This is a genomic window from Achromobacter sp. RW408 (genome assembly GCF_003184165.1).
In the GTDB taxonomy this organism is placed as follows: domain Bacteria; phylum Pseudomonadota; class Gammaproteobacteria; order Burkholderiales; family Burkholderiaceae_B; genus Achromobacter; species Achromobacter xylosoxidans.
On record NZ_QHHO01000040.1, the window covers coordinates 462,805 to 475,269 of the forward strand.

At 66.7% G+C, this 12,465-nt stretch carries 12 protein-coding genes and 1 tRNA gene; 4 read left to right on the forward strand and 9 right to left on the reverse strand.

Going from position 1 to position 12,465, the window contains the following annotated elements:
* The coding region (locus tag DK459_RS09690) for a hypothetical protein (RefSeq protein ID WP_370445590.1) at window positions 1-238 on the forward strand (238 nt) is incomplete at its 5' end.
* 167 nt (window positions 239-405) lie between these two features.
* Here the strand turns inward: DK459_RS09690 and DK459_RS09695 are convergent.
* From DK459_RS09695 to cysS, 6 genes are all read right to left on the reverse strand, one after another.
* Window positions 406-498, reverse strand: a tRNA-Ser gene (locus DK459_RS09695).
* An 88-nt stretch (window positions 499-586) separates the two neighbouring features.
* Window positions 587-1,852 carry an aspartate kinase gene (locus tag DK459_RS09700; protein WP_070540109.1) on the reverse strand — a complete coding sequence of 422 codons (1,266 nt, stop codon included), beginning with the start codon at window positions 1,850-1,852 and terminating at the stop codon, window positions 587-589.
* A 216-nt stretch (window positions 1,853-2,068) separates the two neighbouring features.
* Window positions 2,069-3,067, reverse strand: coding sequence for a tRNA lysidine(34) synthetase TilS (gene tilS, locus DK459_RS09705; protein WP_370445595.1), 999 nt, complete (start codon window positions 3,065-3,067; stop codon window positions 2,069-2,071).
* Between the two features lie 145 nt (window positions 3,068-3,212).
* Entirely contained in the window at window positions 3,213-4,178 is a 966-nt protein-coding gene (locus tag DK459_RS09710) for an acetyl-CoA carboxylase carboxyltransferase subunit alpha (protein WP_024069860.1), read from the reverse strand.
* Window positions 4,179-4,214: 36 nt separating this feature from the next.
* Entirely contained in the window at window positions 4,215-4,859 is a 645-nt protein-coding gene (locus DK459_RS09715; RefSeq protein WP_006386554.1) for a DNA-3-methyladenine glycosylase, read from the reverse strand.
* A 20-nt stretch (window positions 4,860-4,879) separates the two neighbouring features.
* Entirely contained in the window at window positions 4,880-6,391 is a 1,512-nt protein-coding gene (gene cysS / locus DK459_RS09720) for a cysteine--tRNA ligase (protein WP_054444281.1), read from the reverse strand.
* Window positions 6,392-6,719: 328 nt separating this feature from the next.
* Between cysS and DK459_RS09725 the strand changes: the two genes are divergently transcribed.
* From DK459_RS09725 to DK459_RS09735, 3 genes are all read left to right on the forward strand, one after another.
* The gene (locus tag DK459_RS09725) at window positions 6,720-7,403 is read left to right on the forward strand and encodes a tetratricopeptide repeat protein (protein ID WP_070540764.1); all 684 of its coding nucleotides are present in this window, start codon (window positions 6,720-6,722) and stop codon (window positions 7,401-7,403) included.
* Between the two features lie 131 nt (window positions 7,404-7,534).
* On the forward strand, window positions 7,535-8,044 hold the full coding sequence (locus tag DK459_RS09730) for a peptidylprolyl isomerase (RefSeq protein ID WP_026382011.1): 510 nt from the start codon (window positions 7,535-7,537) through the stop codon (window positions 8,042-8,044).
* Entirely contained in the window at window positions 8,037-8,810 is a 774-nt protein-coding gene (locus DK459_RS09735) for a UDP-2,3-diacylglucosamine diphosphatase (RefSeq protein ID WP_006386550.1), read from the forward strand. The genes DK459_RS09730 and DK459_RS09735 overlap by 8 nt, the downstream gene beginning before the upstream one ends.
* Window positions 8,811-8,920: 110 nt before the next feature.
* On the opposite strand, the gene DK459_RS09740 is transcribed toward DK459_RS09735, so the two are convergent.
* The 3 genes from DK459_RS09740 to azu all read right to left on the reverse strand — a co-directional run bounded on the left by DK459_RS09740 (window position 8,921) and on the right by azu (window position 12,041).
* The gene (locus DK459_RS09740) at window positions 8,921-9,784 is read right to left on the reverse strand and encodes an undecaprenyl-diphosphate phosphatase (protein ID WP_006386549.1); all 864 of its coding nucleotides are present in this window, start codon (window positions 9,782-9,784) and stop codon (window positions 8,921-8,923) included.
* 33 nt (window positions 9,785-9,817) lie between these two features.
* Entirely contained in the window at window positions 9,818-11,401 is a 1,584-nt protein-coding gene (locus DK459_RS09745; RefSeq protein WP_006386548.1) for a TerC family protein, read from the reverse strand.
* A gap of 190 nt (window positions 11,402-11,591) precedes the next feature.
* Complete coding sequence (gene azu / locus DK459_RS09750) at window positions 11,592-12,041, reverse strand: azurin (protein WP_006386547.1); 450 nt, start codon at window positions 12,039-12,041, stop codon at window positions 11,592-11,594.
* Window positions 12,042-12,465: the final 424 nt, after the last annotated feature.

Consider the following 12,465-nt stretch of genomic DNA (forward strand, 5'->3'; position numbering starts at 1 on the left):
GACGATGAATACCGCCCCTGTTGCCGTGCCACCGATGGCCAAGCCCTGGTACCGCGAACCCTGGCCGTGGTTCCTGATGGCCGGGCCGTTCCTGGCGGTGGTCGGTTGCGCCATCACGATCTACCTGGCCTTTACGTACTTCGGCAACCAGCCGATCCAGGAAGGCGTGGTCACGCGCGGGCTGATGATCGAGCAGGTCGATGCGGCATCCTCGCCGCCGGAGCCGGACAGTCTGTAGATCTTCGGACCGGGCCGAACGCACGCCGCATATCCGAAAGCCGTGCCAGCGCCTTGGGGTGCGGAGGTATCCGCAAAGCTGCCCAAGAACAGGAATGCCCAAGAAAAAACCCGCAGAACTTGCGTTCTGCGGGTTTCTTACCAGCCTGGCAGGCCAGGCTGGAAATCTGGCGGAGATGGTGGGATTCGAACCCACGATGCAGTTTTTAGCCACATACTCCCTTAGCAGGGGAGCCCCTTCAGCCTCTCGGGCACATCTCCGAAGAGAACGAGATTCTAGCACGACTTTTTACACCGTTGCCTGCAACAGGGCCGCGGGCGGGAAAAAAACGTGTCGCGTCCGTTCCGTTCAGAGCTTGGTGGCGGGCGCCTGGTCCAGGCCGAAGGCCTTGTGCAGGGCGCGCACACCCAGTTCCATGTACTTGTCGTCGATGATCACCGAGGTCTTGATTTCGCTGGTGCTGATCATCTGGATGTTGATGCCCTCTTGCGACAGGGTCTGGAACATCAGGCTGGCGACGCCCACGTGCGAGCGCATGCCGATGCCGACGATCGAGACCTTGGCGACCTTCTCGTCGGTCGACAGTTCGCGCGCGCCCACGGCGGGGATGACTTCGCGCTTGAGCAGGTCGACGGCGCGCGCGAACTCGTTGCGGTTCACGGTGAACGAGAAATCGGTGGTGCCGGCCACGGACTGGTTCTGCACGATCATGTCGACGTCGATGTTGGCGGCGGCGACCGGGCCCAGGATCGAGAAGGCGATGCCGGGTTTGTCGGGAACACCCAGCAGGGTGATTTTGGCTTCGTCGCGGCTGAAGGCGATGCCGGAGACAACGGCGGCTTCCATTTTTTCGTCTTCCTCAAAAGTAATCAGCGTGCCCGAACACATTTCTTCGTCGAGCGGGATGAGCGGGTCGGTCAGCGAGGACAGCACCCGCGTCGGCACACGGTATTTGCCGGCGAATTCGACCGAGCGGATCTGCAGGACCTTGGAGCCCAGCGAGGCCATTTCCAGCATTTCCTCGAAGGAAACGACGGCCATGCGGCGCGCTTCGGGCACCACCCGCGGATCGGTCGTGTAGACGCCATCCACATCGGTGTAGATCAGGCATTCGTCGGCCTTGAGCGCCGCCGCCACGGCCACGGCCGAGGTGTCGGAGCCGCCGCGGCCCAGGGTGGTGATGTGGCCGTCCGGGTCCACGCCCTGGAAGCCGGTGACGATGACCACGCGGCCGGCGTCGAGGTCGGCGCGGATGCGGGCGTCGTCGATCGAGGTGATGCGGGCCTTGGTGAACGACGAATCGGTGCGCACCGGCACCTGCCAGCCCGCGTAGCTGCGGGCGGCGACGCCTTCGGCCTGCAGCGCGATGGCCAACAGGCCGCTGCTGGCCTGCTCGCCGGTGGCGGCGATCATGTCGAGCTCGCGCGCGTCGGGCTGGGGCGTGATTTCGCGCGCCAGGCCCAGCAGGCGATTGGTTTCGCCTGCCATGGCCGACGGCACCACGACAACCTGGTGGCCGGCAGTGTGCCACTTCGCGACGCGTCGCGCCACGTTCCTGATGCGCTCGACCGAGCCCATCGAAGTACCGCCATATTTATGAACGATCAGGGACATCTCGTACTCTGGCTGGGGACCCGCCGCAAGAGTGGGGGCGGGCAAAACCTCATATTCTATCCCGACGGTAAAAATTTGCGCAGGCCATGGAATTTTCTTTCCATGGAACGGTCGTTTTTTCCGGAAAACTGTCGTTTTGGCCAGAATTCGACGGCGCCAGCCGCGGATTTCCCTGCGCGCGGCGCCTGCCGGCGCCGGGCGCCCCCACCTTTTGCGCTAGCGTGACGCCGGCGTTTGCGGATCCGGGCGCGGCTCGATCCACACCCGCCCGCGATGGCAGCGCACCACGTGGCCGGCCTGTTCGACCCGCAACTGGCGATCGTGCCCCAGGCTGTGCAGGCCGCGCAGCTGGCGCAGCAGGTCGTTCAGGCGCGCCTCGGTCGGCATGCGGGCGCCCTGCAGCCCCATCCAGTGGCGCAGCACGTGCGCCTGGCGCGCCGGCGACAACCGCCGCCACGCCGCCAGCGAAAAGCTGGCGCCATCGGCGTCCGGCTCCAGCGCGGCGAAGTCGGCGCGCGCCACCTCGTCCAGGATCTCGTTGGCTTCGGCCATGTGGCGCGCATGGCGGGCGACGATGGCGCGCCAGCCGGGCCAGCGCGCATCCAGCACCGGCGCCAGCAGTTCGCGCAGCGCGGCGCGGGTGTAGCGGGGATCGGCATTGGTCGGGTCCTGCACCGGCTGCCAGCCGGTGGCGTCGGCGAATGCCTGCGCGGCCCGCAGGATCGTCGCCCGATCCTGATCCAGCCACGGCCGCAGATAGGTCAATCCATCGCGCGATTTGAGCGGCGCCATGGCCGCCATGCCGGCCAGCCCGGTGCCGCGCAGCAGGCGCAGCAGCACGGTCTCGGCCTGGTCGTTGCGATGGTGCGCCAGCAGGACCAGGCCGATGCATTCCTCGTGCGCCAGCCGCGCCAGCGCGGCGTAGCGGGCGTCGCGGGCGGCGGCCTCGATGCCCTTGCCGCCGGCCGCGTCGACCTCGACGCGGGCCTGCCGCAGCGGCGCCCCCAGCAGGCCCGCCAGGTCCTCGACCCGGTCGCGCCAGCCGTCGGCGGCCGCCTGCAGGCCGTGATGCACATGCAACAGCACCACGCCGCCCCCCTGCTCCCGTGCCACCGCAGCCGCGTGCAGCGCCAGCATGGCCGAGTCGGCGCCGCCGCTGACGGCCACGGCGAAACGCCCGGGCGGTCGCGGCAGGGCATGCAGGGCGCGGCGCAGGGCCGCGGCCAGGTCAGGCGAGACGGGATGGGGAAAGGCGTTCCCCGCGACGGTCGAGGCGGACGCGGGGAACGGGGAAGTCATGGCGGCGGGCGCGGGCCGGAAGCGGCCGCGGCGCCGGCCAAGGCCGGCGCGCGCGCTTCGCTCAGGCGCGCACTTCCTGGAAGGCGCCGTAGGACAGCAGGCGTTGCACGCGCTGTTCCACGAGCTGCTCGGGCGTCATGCCCTGCAGCTGGCGCAGGGCGTCGCCGAGCGCGCGGCGCAGCAGGCGCGCCATGACGCGCGGATCGCGGTGCGCGCCGCCCACGGGTTCGTTGATGACGCGGTCGACCAGGCCCAGGTCCTTCAGGCGCGGGGCGATGATGGCCAGCGCCTCGGCGGCCTCGGGCGCCTTGTCAGCGCTGCGCCACAGGATCGAGGCGCAGCCTTCGGGCGAGATCACCGCGTAGGTCGCGTACTGCAGCATCAGCACGGCGTTGCCCACGGCGATCGCCAGCGCGCCGCCCGAGCCGCCTTCGCCGATGATGGTGACGATCACCGGCACCTTCAGTTCGGCCATGGCGTACAGGTTGTGGCCGATGGCTTCGGACTGGCCGCGTTCCTCGGCGCCGATGCCGGGATAGGCGCCCGGGGTGTCGACGAAGGTGAACACGGGGATGCCGAACTTCTCGGCCAGGCGCATCAGGCGCAGGGCCTTGCGGTAGCCTTCCGGACGCGGCATGCCGAAGTTGCGCGCGGCGCGTTCCTTGGTGTCGCGGCCCTTCTGGTGGCCGATCACCATGCAGGGCGTGCCGTTGAAGCGCGCCAGGCCGCCCACGATGGACTGGTCGTCGGCGTACATGCGGTCGCCGTGCAGTTCGTGGAAGTCGGTGAAGATCTCGCGCACGTAGTCCAGCGTGTAGGGGCGCTGGGGGTGGCGGGCGACCAGCGCCGTCTGCCAGGGCGTGAGCTTGGCGTAGATCTCCTTGGCCAGCGACTGGCTCTTCTGCTGCAGACGTCCGATCTCGTCGGAGATGTCCACCGCCGAATCGGCCTGCACATAGCGCAGCTGCTCGATCTTGTTCTCAAGCTCGGCGAGCGGCTGTTCAAATTCCAGAAATGTATTGCGCATGTAGTGTGGTTCCGTAGATGGGCGACCTGGATTGCGTCAGTATTGGACCGGCGTCGGTTCCAGACTGCGCCACAGATACCAGGTTGCCACGGTACGCCAGGGTTGCCACGCCAACGAGACTTCGCGAGCCTCGAAGCGCGAGACAGGCTCGCCGCTGAAATAGTGTAGCGAGATTGCCTTGAGCAACCCAGGATCATCCAGCGGCAGAACATCGGGCCGCTGCAGATTGAAAATCAAAAACATCTCCGCCGTCCAGCGTCCGATGCCGCGGATGGCGGTCAATTCCGAAATGACGGCCTCGTCGTCCATGGCCGCCCATTTCTCGGGGTGCACCCGGCGTTCGCCGAAATGCACCGCCAGATCCAGCACGTACTCGGCCTTGCGCTGCGACAGGCCGGCCGCGCGCAGGCCTTCCAGTCCGACGCGCAGCACCGCCACCGGCGTGGGACGCTTGCCGGCGGCTTCCAGGAACTTGTCCCAGACGGCGTCGGCCGCCTTGGCCGAGACCTGCTGGCCGATGATGGCGCGGGCCAGTGTCACGAACGGCGTGCCGCGCGACGTCAGCCAGACCTCGGGGTGCTGGGGAATGATCTTTTTCAGGATGCGGTCGCGCCGCATCAGGTGGGCGACGGCGGCTTCCCAATAATCCGGCTTGGGAATCTCGGTATCTACGGGGGACATGGCGGGCGTATCCAGGGGGTTCACGCCCGACGCCATTGCGTCAGGCCGCCCGGTTTGTCGTCGAGCTCGATGCCGGCCTCGCGCAACTCGGCGCGGATGCGGTCGGCCTGGGCGAAGTCGCGCGCCGCCTTGGCGGCCGCGCGGGCTGCGATACGCGCCTCGATCTCTGCCTTAGGCATCGGCTCCAAGTTGGCAGGCATGGGGAGCGGCGCAATGTCGTCTGGCGTCGCATCAGCCAATACCTCTACGACGAAATTGGATGCGCGGGAAACATAGCGCGTAGGAGTATCCCAGTACACCTCTGCATCTTGCTGCAACAGACCCAGCAGGGATCCTAAGGCCTTCATTTGTCCCGAGCTGCGGTTGCTGCCGGTGCGATTGGCAACGGAAGCTAACTCAAACAGCGCTGCCACAGCGCCCGAACTGTTGAAATCGTCGTCCATCGCAGCCTTGAAGGCCTGCGCCTGCGGCTCATTCCAATCAATCCCCTGATTGTCAGCGGGCACATTTTGCAACGTGCGGTACAAGCGATCGAGCGCGTTTTGCGCATCGATCAGATTATCCATCGTGTAGTTCTGCGGGCTGCGGTAGTGGTTGCGCACAATGAAGAAGCGCACCATCTCGGCCTCGCGCACATTGACGCGGTAGTCGGCCGTGTCGGCGGCCGGCTCGCCCTGGGCGATGGTCTGGCGGATGGTGCGGAAGTTGCCGAGCGACTTGGACATCTTGTCCGAATCGACCATCAGCGGGCCGCAGTGCATCCAGATGTTGGCCAGCGTGCCGCCGAAGGCGCCTTCGGTCTGGGCGATCTCGTTCTCGTGGTGCGGGAATTTCAGGTCGGGGCCGCCGCCGTGGATGTCCAGCGGCAGGCCGAGCAGCGACTTGCTCATGGCCGAGCACTCGATGTGCCAGCCCGGGCGTCCCAGGCCATAGGGCGATTCCCACTTGGTGTCGGCGGGTTCTTCTTCCTTGGCCGACTTCCACAGCACGAAGTCGAGCGGGTCGCGCTTGGCCGAGCCCACCGCCACGCGCTCGCCGGCGCGCAGGTCGTCGAGGGTCTTGCCGGACAGCTTGCCGTAGCCCTCGAAGCCGCGCACGGCGTAGTTCACGTCGCCATCGTCGGCCTGGTAGGCCAGGCCCTTCTGTTCGAGCTTGCCGATGATGTCCAGCATCTCGCCCACGTACTGGGTGGCGCGCGGCTCGCGGTCGGGCGAGGCCACGCCCAGCGCGCGCTCGTCGGCGTGCATGGCGGCAATGTAGAACTCGGTGACCTCGCCGATGCGGCGGCCGGTCTCGACCGCGCGGCGGATGATCTTGTCGTCGATGTCGGTGATGTTGCGCACGTAATCGACCGCCAGGCCGCTGGCGCGCAGCCAGCGCTGCACCACGTCGAACGACACCAGCATGCGGGCGTGGCCCAGGTGGCAGAAGTCGTACACGGTCATGCCACACACGTACATGCGCACCTGGCCGGCCTGGGCCGGTTTGAACGGTTCTTTGGTACGCGATAACGTGTTGTAGATTTGCAGCATGGCGCTTGTGATGGTCCTGTTCTTTCCGTGGCGGCCGCGGAAAACGTTGCGCCCGAAGGACGATACCTTCGAGGCTTGCCGTCCGGCCGGGGGGTTCGGGCTATGCCCGGGTTCGCTTCATCCAGTTCGCGTGGATCCAGGAACCCCTCCCCGGCGGGTTTGCCAAACGGGGCATCCACCCACGGGCACCCGCTGGTTTTACCCACTGGCTTCACCTATTGTCGAGCCAAAAACTCAACCAAGGCTAAAATGGCGGTCGTCAAGTATAGCAAGCGGCCCGGCCGCGCGCGTCAGCGCCGGCCGGCCACGACTTTTAACGGATGCCCACGTGACTATCAAGCCGCGTTTTTGCGTCACCCTGCTCGCCCTGGCCCTGGCCGGGTCGCCGCTCGCCGGCGCCCATGCCCAGTCCATGGCCGGCGGCTCGGGCGAGAACCCGAATGCCAGCCGCACCACCCTGGACCCGATTCCGCCCGAGGGCGGCTGGGATGGCCTGTCCAACGTGCTCAAGGCGATGCAGCCCAGCGTGGACACCCGCCTGCAGCCGTCCGCCTCGCAGATCACCACCCATATCGAGCGCCTGCTGAACCGCGGCGACAACGCCGAGGCGCTGGCGATGATCGAAAAGCGCCAGGCCGAGATCAAGGACCAGCGCGGCACCGACGTGCAGCTGATGTTCCAGCACGCGCGCGCGCTGGCCGCGCTGGACCGCAAGGCCGAGGCCATCGACATCTACACCGAGATGACGACCCGCTTCCCCGAGCTGCCGGAACCTTGGAACAACCTGGCGGCTCTATATGCCAGCCGGGGCGAACTTGAAAAGGCGCAGGACGCCCTGCAGATGGCCCTGCGCGCCGACCCCGGCTACGCCGCCGCCCGCGCCAACCTGGGCGACCTGCAACTGCTGCAGGCCCTGCGCACCTACAAGCAGGCCGCCAAGGAAGGCGTGCCCGGCATGCAGGACAAGGCCCGCGAAGTCGAAACCATGCTGAAGGATAAGCAACGCAAATGACGTCCCGTTACTCCCCTCTTCACCTGCTGCGCCTGACGGCGTGCTCGTTCGCGCTGGCGTTTGCCCCGGCGCTCGTCAGCGCCGCGCCCGCGGCCGCCCCCTCCAACTCCACCTCTGAAGGCACAAAAGCCATGAGCACCAATCCCCGCGTCAAGCTTCACACCAACCAAGGCGACATGGTCATCACCCTGGACGCCGCCAAGGCGCCCAAGACCGTCGAGAACTTCCTGACCTACGTCAAGGAAGGCTTCTACAACGGCACGGTGTTCCATCGCGTGATCGACGGCTTCATGATCCAGGGCGGCGGTTTCGAGCCCGGCATGAAGCAGAAGCAGACCCATGCCCCGATCGAGAACGAAGCCAACAACGGCCTGAAGAACGACAAGTACACCCTGGCCATGGCCCGCACCAGCGACCCGCACTCGGCCACCGCCCAGTTCTTCATCAACGTCTCGAACAACGACTTCCTGAACTTCACCGCGCCCACGCCGAACGGCTGGGGCTACGCCGTGTTCGGCAGCGTCACCGAAGGCACCGACGTGGTCGACAAGATCAAGGGCGTGAAGACCGGCAACAAGGGCTTCCACCAGAACGTGCCGAACGAAGACGTGATCATCGAGAAGGCCGAAGTTCTTGAATAAGATCGCCCTGCCCGGCCCGGTCTGGCTGGCGTCCGACCTGCACCTGGGGCCGGCCACGCCGGCCACGGCGGAGGCCTTCCTGGCCTTCCTGCAGGCGGCCGAGGAAGAAGCCGCCGCCCTGCTGCTGCCGGGCGACATCTTCGACGCCTGGATCGGCGACGACGTGATCCGCGCCGCGCCGCCGTGGCTCGCCACGGCACTGACCGCGCTGCGGACCACGGCCAGCCGCATCCCGCTGTGGCTGGGCCGCGGCAACCGCGATTTCCTGATCGGCGAAGAACTGGCCGGCGCCGTCGGCGCCCGGCTGCTGCCCGAGCCGGCGCTGCTGCAGACCGACTATGGCGATGTGCTGCTGACCCACGGCGACGAGTTCTGTACCGACGACGCGGCCTACCAGCAGTTCCGCCAGATGGTGCGCAACCCGCAATGGCAGGCCGCGTTCCTGGCCAAGACCATCCCCGAGCGCCTGGCGATGGCGCAACAGGCGCGTGGCGAAAGCCAGATGGCCAACCAGTCCAAGTCCATGGAAATCATGGACGTCAACGCCGCCGCCGTCGAGCAGGCCTTCCGCGACAGCGGCGTGGCCCTGATGGTGCACGGACACACGCACCGTCCCGCCCGCCACGTGCTGGAGGTCGACGGCAGCAAGCGCGAGCGCTGGGTGCTGCCCGATTGGGACTGTGACCACGTCTCGCCGCCCCGCGGCGGCTGGCTGGTCATCGACCGCGACGGCCTGCAGTTCTACGATCTGGAAGCCGCCGCCTAGGCTGGCGCGCCGCGGCGCGGGCCTTGCAGCCCTCGAAATGCCGACCAAAGAGAAAGGGCCGCGTATCACGCGGCCCTTTCTCTTGCCTGGCCGCCAACGCGGCCGGCGGATCAACGGGTGAAGATCCAGGCGGCCACGATGCCGCCGAAGACGATGCGGTACCAGGCGAACACGCGATAGGTGTGATTGGCCACGAAACGCAGCACGGCGCGCACCACCACCATGGCGCTGAGGAAGGCCGCCACGAAGCCCACGGCGATGCCCGACAGGTCGTGCTGGGTCAACAGGTCCATGTTCTTGTACATGTCGTACACCGCCGCGCCCAGCATGGTGGGCATGGCCAGGAAGAACGAGAACTCGGTGGCCGTCTTGCGCTGGATGCCGGCGATCATACCGCCGATGATGGTGGCGCCCGAACGCGAGGTGCCCGGGATCATGGCCAGGCACTGCGCCACACCCACGCCCAGCGCCTGCTTCCAGCTGATCTGCTCCAGCGTCATGGCCGTGGCGCGCTCGTCCGACGCGGTATCGTCGGCCGCGCCCGGCTGGTCGCCCGGCGTATGGCGGGTGCGGCGCTCCACGTACAGCATGATCAGGCCGCCCAGCACCAGCGTCACCACCACCACGGCGGGATGGTAGAACACCTGCTTGATGGATTTGATGAAGATGGCGCCGATGACCGCCGCCGGCAGGAAGGCGATCAGCAGGTTGCGGGTGAAGGCCACCTCGCTCGGCACGCCGGTCAGGGTGCCGCGGATCAGCTGCAGCAGCCGGGCGCGGAAAATCCACATCACCGCCAGGATCGAGCCCAGCTGGATCACCACCTCGAACACCTTGCCCTGGCTCGACTCGAAGTTGATCCAGTCGCCGATCAGGATCAGGTGGCCGGTGCTGGAAACCGGGATGAATTCGGTCAGCCCCTCGACGATGCCGAGGATGAAGGCCTTGATGAGATAGAGGGCGTTGTCGGTCACGATGGCAAGGGTTCCTTTGAGGGGGTGGCGGCCTTAGTCATTGGTCAGCGAGGCGTCTTCGTCCAGCGGCTCCGGCGCGCGCTTCTCGACGCGCACCAGGGCAATGCGGCGGCCGTCCATTTCCAGCACCTCGAAGCGGAAATGGTCGTGGTGGAATTCGTACTCGCAGACGTCGCCCGGCTTGGGCAGGTGGCCGAAGCGCGACAGCAGGTAGCCGGCCAGGGTGGAGAAGTCCTGCGCCTCGTCGACCAGGCCTTCGGTTTCCAGCACCTGCTCGACGTGGTGCAGGTCGGCCGCGCCGTCGATCTTCCAGGTGTTGGGGCCGTCGGCGACGATATCGGGCAGTTCGTCCTCGTCGGGGAATTCGCCGGCGATGGCCTCGAACACGTCGATCGGTGTGACCAGGCCCTCGATGGCGCCGAACTCGTCAGCCACCAGCACCAGCTGGCCGCGCGAGCGCTTGAGGGTGTCCATCAGGCGCAGGATGCCGATGGCCTCGTGCACGATGATCGGGTCGCGCAGGCGGTTGCGGCGCACCCGGCCCTCGGTGATCAGGTCGGCCACCAGGTCCTTGGCGCGGGCGATGCCCAGCACCTCGTCGAGCGAGCCACGGCAGACCGGGAAGAAACTGTGCGGCGCCTCGGTGATCTGGCGCCGGATGGTGTCGGGGTCGTCGTCGATGTTGATCCACGACACGTCGGTGCGCGGGGTCATGATCGAGCGGATCGAGCGTTCGGCCAGCGTCAGCACGCCGCTGACCATGTTGCGCTCTTCGACGCCGAAGGCCGGGATGGCGGGGCCGTCGGCGCTGGGCAGGTCGGGCTCGTCGGCCGGCGGACGCTTGCCCAGCATGCGCAGCACCGCCGAAGCCGTGCGTTCGCGCATGGGGCGGCGCGCGTCCAGCTTGAGCAGGTTGCGGCGCGCCACCTGGTTCAGGGCCTCGATCGCGACCGAGAAGCCGATGGCGGCGTACAGGTAGCCCTTGGGCACCTTGAAGCCGAAGGCCTCCGCCAGCAGCGAGAAGCCGATCATCAGCAGGAAGCCCAGGCACAGCACCACCACCGTCGGGTGGGCGTTGACGAAGCGCGTCAGCGGCTTGGAGGCCAGCAGCATGATGCCGATGGCGATGACCACGGCGATCATCATGATGGCCAGGTGGTCCACCATGCCGACCGCGGTGATGACCGAGTCCAGCGAGAACACCGCGTCCAGCACCACGATCTGCGTCACGATGACCCAGAAGCTGGCGTACACGCGCGGCCCGGAAGAGCCGCCGTGCTGGCCGCCTTCCAGCCGCTCGTGCAGCTCCATGGTGCCCTTGAACAGCAGGAAGAAACCGCCGGCCATGAGAATCAGGTCGCGTCCCGATGGCGACAGGGGCCCGACCGAAAACAGGGGGGTGGTCAGGGTGACCAGCCACGACATGACCGACAACAGGCCGAGCCGCATGACGAGCGCCAGGCTCAGGCCAAGGATGCGCGCGCGGTCGCGTTGCGACGGGGGCAGCTTGTCCGCCAGGATGGCGATGAAAATCAGGTTATCGATTCCCAGGACGATCTCAAGGACGACCAGGGTAAGCAAGCCGACCCACGCAGCGGGGTCCAGCAGCCACTCCATCAGGAGCTCCAGAAGTTACACGACCGGTAATCGTACCCGGAAAACGCGTGACACGCCGGTGACACGGGTCGTGCGGATGGCCTACGGCCGGCGGCCCGGCGTCATTGCGGCAGGCGGGAAAACCGCCGGCGAACGCAAAAAAAAGCCGGCGATGGCCGCCGGCTTTTTTGCGTTCGCGCCCGGGACAGGCTCAGCTGCCCAGCTTGAGCGTGCCCTTCATCATGGCCCAGTGGCCGGGGAAGGAGCAGAAATAGGCGTAGTTCTCGCCCGCGGCGATCTTGGACACGTCGAAGGTGACGGAGTCGGATTCGCCGCCGCCGATGACCTTGGTGTGGGCGATGACGCGGGTATCGCCCGCCTTGACGTAGTCCTGCGCCAGGCCGGCGCCCATGCCGTCGGTGGCCACGGCCTGCTTGTCGGCGTCCTTGGTCAGCACCAGGTTGTGGCCCATGGCGACCTTGGCCATTTTGCCGACGTGCTTCAGGTGCACGGTGAACTGCTTGCAGCTCTTGTCGACGACGATTTCCTTGACGTTGTACTGCATGGCGTCGTTGCTTTCGACGGTGGCTTCGCATTGCGCGGCAAGCGCGGGCAGGCTGGCGGCCGACAACAGGATGGCCAGGGTGGTTTTGGCAAGCATGAATCTTCTCCGATGACTGAATGGTGTCTCTGTGCGTTGCCGGACTGCGCCCGCAACGCCACCGCGCACCAGTCTAGGGGGCCGCCGCCGCCGGCCGCTTGACGCGCATCAAGCGGCCGGCGCTTACCTGCGCACATCCCTATGGTCAATAGGGGTATTACTGATTACCGGTGGCAACTTGACAAACCGCAACCTGCGCCGTGGCACCGATTCGTAGGATGGCTGCAAACCTACATCAACAAAGAGTCGAAGCATGCGCGGCAGTCTGGCGGCACATTACGGGGCACATTACGGGGCACATTGCGGGGCGAATTGCGGGGCACATTGCGGGGCGCATCGCGAAACAAATCACGGCAAGCATCGCGAAGCACGCCACGGGTATCCGCCGCTCATCGGGATCTTCATTTCAATCGTTCTGCTGTGC